We start from the raw sequence: 6113 nt of genomic DNA, 5'->3' as shown, positions 1-6113 counted from the left end.
GCTCGAACGGGACAACGGTAGATTTGGCCATGGTGGCATATCCTTTCTCTCTGAGAACGACGGCATCTTGAACACCGCCATGATATGCCGCCTACTTCAGACCATCACCAACTTTCGGGCATAACTCGCCTCCCAGCGCCGGGCTTTCGCGCGGGACGCTGCCGCCCTGCGCGTCTCTCGCCGCCAGAAAACGATCCGGTCGTCGAGAAATTCCATTGAATAGAAGAGGATGAGCCCGATCAGGGTCATGCTCAAAAGGGTCGCGAGCGAGGCCGCCATGTTCAGCTGGAACGAGAAGCGGCTCATCAGGACGCCGACACCGTCGGTCGCCTGGGTGAACTCGGCCACCACGGCGCCGATCAGCGCTGTCGTCAGGCCGATCTTGAGGCCCGCGAACATCAGCGGCAGGGCCGAAGGCACCCGCAGGTTCAGGAACACCTTGAAGTGGGTCGCGCCGAGGGACCGGAACAGCTCTTCGCGGTCCTCGTCGCGCTGCAACAGCCCCGACAGCGTGTTCACGAAGATCGGAAAGAACGAGATGATCGCCGCCAGCGCGATCTTCGAGCCCATGCCGAAGCCGAACCAGGCGATGATGATCGGCGTGAGCGCGATGCCCGGCGTCACGTTCAGCACGATGGCATAGGGCGAGACATAGGTCTTGAACCGCTCGGACAGGGCCGAGGCCACCGCCAGGCTGATCGCCACGCCGGCGCCGATGCCGAAGCCGACCACCGCCTCTGTGAAGGTGATGAAGAAGTGCTTGTAGATTGTTCCTTGCGACACATAGAGCATCCAGATCGCGGCGACGATCTTGCTCGGCGGCGGGATGATGATCGAGGTGATGATCCCGGTCCGCACCGCGATCTCCCACGCGGCCAGAAGCCCGAGGAACAGCATGATATGCGGCAGGACGCCCATGGCACGTGCGAACCAGATGTTGTCGCGGTCCTGCGTTGACGTATCGGCCATCAGATGTCTCCCTTCATCTGCCGGGCCCGGCGGGCGCCCACGCGCTTCATGCCGGTCTCGGATTTCCAGTAGGCGATCCAGAGGTCGAGCCGCTCCATCCCGCGAAAGATCAGGAAGCCGACGATCGTCAGCGTGAAGATGCACGCGAAGGCGGAGGCCATGTTCAGGTTGCGGGTGTAGATCAGGATCAACGAGCCGATGCCCTCGTCGCGCTGGATGAATTCCGCCACCAGCGCCCCGGACAGGGCCGCTGTCAGGGCCAGACGCTCACCTGCCATTATGACCGGGATCGCGTCGGGCAGCACCAGCTTGCGCAGGACCTGCATCTTGCTGGCGCCGAGGGACCGGAACAGCTCCAGCCGGTCCTCGTTCACGTTCACCACGCCCGACAGGGTGTTGATGAAGGGCGCGAAGAAGCAGACCAGCATGATGATGGCGATCTTTGACGGCGCGCCGAAGCCCAGTAGCGCGATCAGCAACGGAGCGACAGCGATCCGCGGAGTCGCCTCGAGCACGATAACATAGGGTTTCAGAAACCGGCGCACGAGCGGGTTGAAGCCCACCAGCGCCCCAAGTCCGACCCCCAGGATCGACCCCGCCAACCAGCCTGCGAAGACAAGCACCATGGTGGCATAGAGGTGAAACCAGATATTGCCGTTCGCGATGTAGATCAGCCAGAACGACCGCAGGATGTTGGTCGGGCGCGGATAGAACAGCGGGTCGAGCCAGCCTGTACGGCTGCCAATCTCCCACAGGCCGACAAGGATCAGGAAAATGGCCGCATGGGTCAGCATCTTGCGTTGGCGAACGCTGATGCCGCCGCTGCCTTTCTGCAGGGTGCTTTCGGCGATGGCCATCAGTGATCCTCACCCAGGATGTCCCGCACTTCGGCAACGAGCGCGTTGAATTCGGGCGAGGTCTGAATCGACAGCGGGCGCGGGCGGTCGAACGGGACCTCGACGATCTGCGCGATCCGTCCCGGGCGCGGCGTCATGACAAAGACCTGGTCGGCCAGAAAGATCGCCTCGGCGATGTTGTGCGTGACGAACAGCGTCGTGGACTTCAGCTCGGTCACGATCCGCATCAGCTCGACGTTGAGCCGTTCGCGGGTGAACTCGTCCAGTGCGCCGAAAGGCTCATCCAGCAACAGCAGGTCGACACCGGTTTGCAGCAGCCGCGCCAGCGCGACCCGCTGCTGCATCCCGCCGGACAGCTGCGAGGGATAGGCGAAGAGGAAATCCTTGAGCCCCACCATCCGCAACAGGTCGGCGGCGTGCTTGCGGTCCGCCTTGGTCACCGTGCGCGACACCTCCGTCGGCAGCAGGACGTTCTCGATCGCCGTGCGCCAGTCCAGAAGGGTGGCTTTCTGAAACATCATGCCGACATCGGTCCGCGGCCCCTCGACCGACTTGCCGTGAACCATCAGCTCTCCCGACGATTTGCCGATCAGCCCCGCGATCAGCCGCAGCATCGTCGACTTGCCACATCCCGACGGCCCCACGAGGGAGACGAAGGATCCGGGCCGGATGTCGAACGTCGCATCCTCCAGGGCCACCACGCTGCCATCGCCGAACGTCTTTCCCAGGCGCTGGGCCCCTACCACGCTGCCGCTCATCTTCTGCACACTCCCTGCCCCGTCCATTATGTTCGGCCCCTCCTCGGCCCGCCGTCCGTGTCAGTCGACAATCGGACGGTTCTCCAATCCCTTGATGATCTGCCGTCTGGAACGCCGCAGATGCCGCTCGCTGATCCGCGCGGCGGCCCTGGCATCGCGCGCCTGAAGCGAATCGATAAGGACGCAATGGTCCGAAAGCGCCTCGCGCATGTCGCCCTGGTCATCGCGAAGACGTTCCAGAGAGACGAGACACAGCCGCTCGTAGGCGTCGAGCAGGCGCCGGACCTCGCGCAGCAGGCGCCGGTTCCCCGAGGCCTCCGCGATGACGATGTGAAAGGCCCTGTTGTAGCTGGCGAAGGCCCGGATGTCGGACACGTCGGCCTCGCGCCAGGCGTCGAAGCCCTTCAGCGTCTCATCGCTGGCGTCCTTCGCGATCTTGCGCGTGGCCGCCAGCTCCAGCGCCTCGCGCATGTCGAGGATGTCATGGGCGTCCGACACCGAGATCGGCGTGACCCGGTGGCCCCGGCGCGGCTCGGTCTCGACCAGGCCTTCGAATTTCAGATACTGGAGCGCTTCTCGCACGGGCGATTTCGACACGTCGTAGCGGTCGGCCAGATCGGCTTCGCGCAGCTCTTCCCCCGGCTGAAAGGTGCAGCTGAGGATCTCGCTTCGGATCAGGTCCAGAACTTTGTGACGGATCAGATTCACTGAAAACGGTCTCCCGAGAAATTTCACTGATCTTTTATCAAGCGATCATTTACGTCAATGCGCAAGCTTTTTCTGGGACGTGCAGCCCAAACGGAGGACTCGTGAATTTACCAGACTCTCTGAAAAACCATTGTATACTATAATGAACTATCAATTTCCCACGGATTCAAGCGGATGCGGGCCAGCACGAAAAAGACGGCCGAGCACTCGGCCGCCGTCCTTTTTTTGCGCTTCAGATCTTCAGATACCGGGTATCATGAAATATCAAGGGCCCGTTTCGGTCAGATCCAGAGCTGGTAGGTCGCCGGCCGCCAGGCATAGCTGTCGCCGTCCCGCTCTACATGGCCCACCGCCGGGAACGGCATGTGGTGTCCGATCACGAGGGTTCCGGCGTCCGCGACCATCGCGAGCACCCGTTTGCGCGTCTCGATTGCTTGCGGCTTGTCGTCGTCGAATCCCACGGGGCTGTCCGGATGGCGCAGCGAGAAGGCATAGTGATTCGTGACGTCGCCCCAGATCAGCGCCTCCTGCCCCCCGCTGGTGACCCGATACATCATGTGGCCGAGGGAATGGCCGAACGCCTCTTCGGCCACGATGCCTGGCACCACGCTCTGGCCTTCGGCCACGAATGTCAGCTGATCTTCCAGAGGCGCTATGACCTTGAGGAACAGATCGCGGTTCGCGGCGCGGCTTTCGGGGATGCCTTCACCGCTCTTCCAGGCGTCGAACTCCACCCGACCGATGACGTGGCGGGCGTTGGGATAGGCGAGCGTGTCGCCCTCCATCACGCCCGCGATATGATCGGGGTGGGAATGGGTGAAGGCCACGACCGTGATGTCCTCGGGCCCATAGCCCGCCTGCCCCAGCCGTTCGCGCAACATCCCCGCGCCGGCGTTCCGCCCGCCGGGGCCGAAGCCCGTGTCGATCAGCACGACCTCTCCGCCAAGCTCGACGACGACAGGGGTGTAGGTGTTCTCGAACTGGTCCCAGGGCAGGCGATTCTCGCTGGCGATCGCCTGCAGGGCGGCATCGTCCTTGTCCATCATGAAGGGCGGCCGCAGGGGCTCTCGCAGCTGTGCGCCGTCAAGGATCGTGGTCACCCAGGCCTCCCCAAGCCGGAAACGCTGTATCACCGGACGGATCGGGGTGCTTGTGTCGCTCATGGTGTCTCCATCGAATACGGGGTGCGGCGTGACCGCGGCGGGGGGTGCGCCGCCTGACGGGCGGCTTGGACGGGAAGATAGCGCGGCGGGGCGGCTCCCGTGATGAAGAATGCCGATGCCGGGTATCGCAAGAAGCGATGGGCGCCCCGCAGCGGGGCCTCACATCGCGGTCTTGTCCGCGCCCTTGAGTTGCAGGATCTCTCGCGCCTCGTCAGGCGTCGCGATCTCCAGCCCCATCCCTTCGAGGATCTGCCGCACCCGCGTGACCTGGTCCGCGTTGGATCTCGCCAGCCTGCCGGGCCCGTCCCACAGCGAATCCTCCAGCCCCACGCGCACGTTCGCGCCCATGCTGGCGGCCATGGCGGCGATCCGCATCTGCGCCGCACCCGCCCCCAGCACCGACCAGCGGTACTGGTCGCCGAACAGCCGATCGGCGGTCCGCTTCATCATCATGACGTCTTCGGGATGGGTGCCGATGCCGCCCAGGATGCCGAACACCGACTGGATGAACAGCGGCGGCTTCAGCAGCCCCCGGTCGAGGAAATGCTTGAGGTTGTAAAGATGCGCGATGTCGTAACACTCGAACTCGAACCGCGTGTCGTTCTGATAGCAGGTCTCGAGGATGTACTCGATATCCTGGAACGAGTTCCGGAACACCAGGTCCCGGGTCGAGGCGAGGAACTCCGGCTCCCACGCATGCTTGAAGTCCTTGTAGCGGTCGAGCATCCCGTAGAGCCCGAAGTTGATCGAGCCCATGTTGAGAGAGGCGACTTCGGGGCTGAACCGGGCCGCGGGCAGCACCCGTTCCTCGACCTTCATGAAGGGGCTGCCGCCCGAGGTGATATTGATCGCCGCCGAGGTGCGCTGCTTGATCTGCGGCAGGAAGCGCCCGAACGCCTCGGGTGTCTGGTCCGGGCGCCCGGTCTCGGGGTCCCGGGCATGAAGGTGCAGGATCGCCGCCCCGGCCTCTGCCGCGCCGATGGCGGATTCGATGATCTCCTCCGGCGTGATCGGAAGATAGGGCGACATGGAGGGCGTATGAATCGCACCGGTCACCGCGCAGGTGATGATCGCCTTGCTCGGTCTCGCCATGACATACCTCATATCTCTGTTTTCTTAACAAGATAGGTCGGCTTGCTTGCGGGTTATGTCAACAGGTGATGTGGCCGAGGTCGCGCGACCGATCGCGCCGGACCGCCGGGCGCGGCCCGGTTGCCAGCACCGCCGCGATGGCCGACAGTTGCGCCATGGCAGATGATCCGACGGTCCCCGGCACCGCGCCGCGGTTGCGCCTGCGCATCCAGTTCGGGGGCCAGGCGATGCTGGGCCCCGGCAAGGCCGACCTGCTGGGCCGGATCCGCGAGGCAGGCTCCATCGCCGCCGCCGGCCGGGCCATGGGCATGAGCTACAAGAGGGCCTGGAACCTGGTCGAAGAAATGAACCGCGCCTTCCGCGAGCCCCTGGTCGGCCGGACCCGCGGCGGCCCCTCGGGCGGCGGGGCCCATCTGACCGAGGCCGGGGACCGCGTGCTGGCCCATTATCGCAGGCTGGAGGAGAGCGCGGCGCGGGCCGGCGCGGCCGATGTGGCCGCCCTTCAGGCCCTGCTGCGTGACCGCCCGGACGAGACTTAGGCCTTGCCCAGCACCTGCCCTGACCAA

7 protein-coding genes are annotated in these 6113 nt (G+C 64.5%); 1 reads left to right on the top strand and 6 read right to left on the bottom strand.

Annotation, left to right across the window (positions count from 1 at the left end):
* Window positions 1-96 precede the first annotated feature (96 nt).
* The 6 genes from ROA7023_RS06225 to kce form a co-directional block, all read right to left on the bottom strand.
* Window positions 97-969 (bottom strand): ABC transporter permease, encoded by an 873-nt coding sequence (locus ROA7023_RS06225; protein ID WP_085878149.1) that lies wholly within the window; start codon window positions 967-969, stop codon window positions 97-99.
* Window positions 969-1826 carry an ABC transporter permease gene (locus ROA7023_RS06220; protein ID WP_085878148.1) on the bottom strand — a complete coding sequence of 286 codons (858 nt, stop codon included), beginning with the start codon at window positions 1824-1826 and terminating at the stop codon, window positions 969-971. Before ROA7023_RS06220 ends, ROA7023_RS06225 begins: the two co-directional genes overlap by 1 nt.
* Entirely contained in the window at window positions 1826-2584 is a 759-nt protein-coding gene (locus ROA7023_RS06215; protein WP_200812464.1) for an ABC transporter ATP-binding protein, read from the bottom strand. The genes ROA7023_RS06220 and ROA7023_RS06215 overlap by 1 nt, the downstream gene beginning before the upstream one ends.
* A gap of 60 nt (window positions 2585-2644) precedes the next feature.
* A complete protein-coding gene (locus tag ROA7023_RS06210) occupies window positions 2645-3292 on the bottom strand; it encodes a GntR family transcriptional regulator (RefSeq protein ID WP_159458450.1) in 648 nt (215 codons plus the stop codon).
* Window positions 3293-3573: 281 nt separating this feature from the next.
* Entirely contained in the window at window positions 3574-4455 is an 882-nt protein-coding gene (locus ROA7023_RS06205; RefSeq protein ID WP_085878145.1) for an MBL fold metallo-hydrolase, read from the bottom strand.
* A gap of 159 nt (window positions 4456-4614) precedes the next feature.
* Window positions 4615-5547, bottom strand: coding sequence for a 3,5-dioxohexanoate:acetyl-CoA acetone transferase (gene kce, locus ROA7023_RS06200; protein ID WP_200812463.1), 933 nt, complete (start codon window positions 5545-5547; stop codon window positions 4615-4617).
* 155 nt (window positions 5548-5702) lie between these two features.
* Between kce and ROA7023_RS06195 the strand changes: the two genes are divergently transcribed.
* Window positions 5703-6086, top strand: a complete 384-nt coding sequence (locus ROA7023_RS06195; RefSeq protein WP_085878167.1) for a winged helix-turn-helix domain-containing protein — start codon at window positions 5703-5705, stop codon at window positions 6084-6086.
* Window positions 6087-6113 lie beyond the last annotated feature (27 nt).

It is taken from the genome of Roseisalinus antarcticus (genome assembly GCF_900172355.1).
In the GTDB taxonomy this organism is placed as follows: Bacteria; Pseudomonadota; Alphaproteobacteria; order Rhodobacterales; family Rhodobacteraceae; genus Oceanicola; species Oceanicola antarcticus_A.
The sequence above is the reverse complement of the archived record's forward strand: the minus strand, read 5'-3'. Positions and strand labels throughout refer to the sequence as shown.

Coding starts and splice junctions, on each gene's coding strand:
- ROA7023_RS06215 (WP_200812464.1), bottom strand. CDS start 2,584: ATGAGCGGCAGCGTGGTAGGGGCCCAGCGCCTGGGAAAGACGTTCGGC.
- kce (WP_200812463.1), bottom strand. CDS start 5,547: ATGGCGAGACCGAGCAAGGCGATCATCACCTGCGCGGTGACCGGTGCG.
- ROA7023_RS06195 (WP_085878167.1), top strand. CDS start 5,703: ATGGCAGATGATCCGACGGTCCCCGGCACCGCGCCGCGGTTGCGCCTG.
- ROA7023_RS06225 (WP_085878149.1), bottom strand. CDS start 969: ATGGCCGATACGTCAACGCAGGACCGCGACAACATCTGGTTCGCACGT.
- ROA7023_RS06220 (WP_085878148.1), bottom strand. CDS start 1,826: ATGGCCATCGCCGAAAGCACCCTGCAGAAAGGCAGCGGCGGCATCAGC.
- ROA7023_RS06205 (WP_085878145.1), bottom strand. CDS start 4,455: ATGAGCGACACAAGCACCCCGATCCGTCCGGTGATACAGCGTTTCCGG.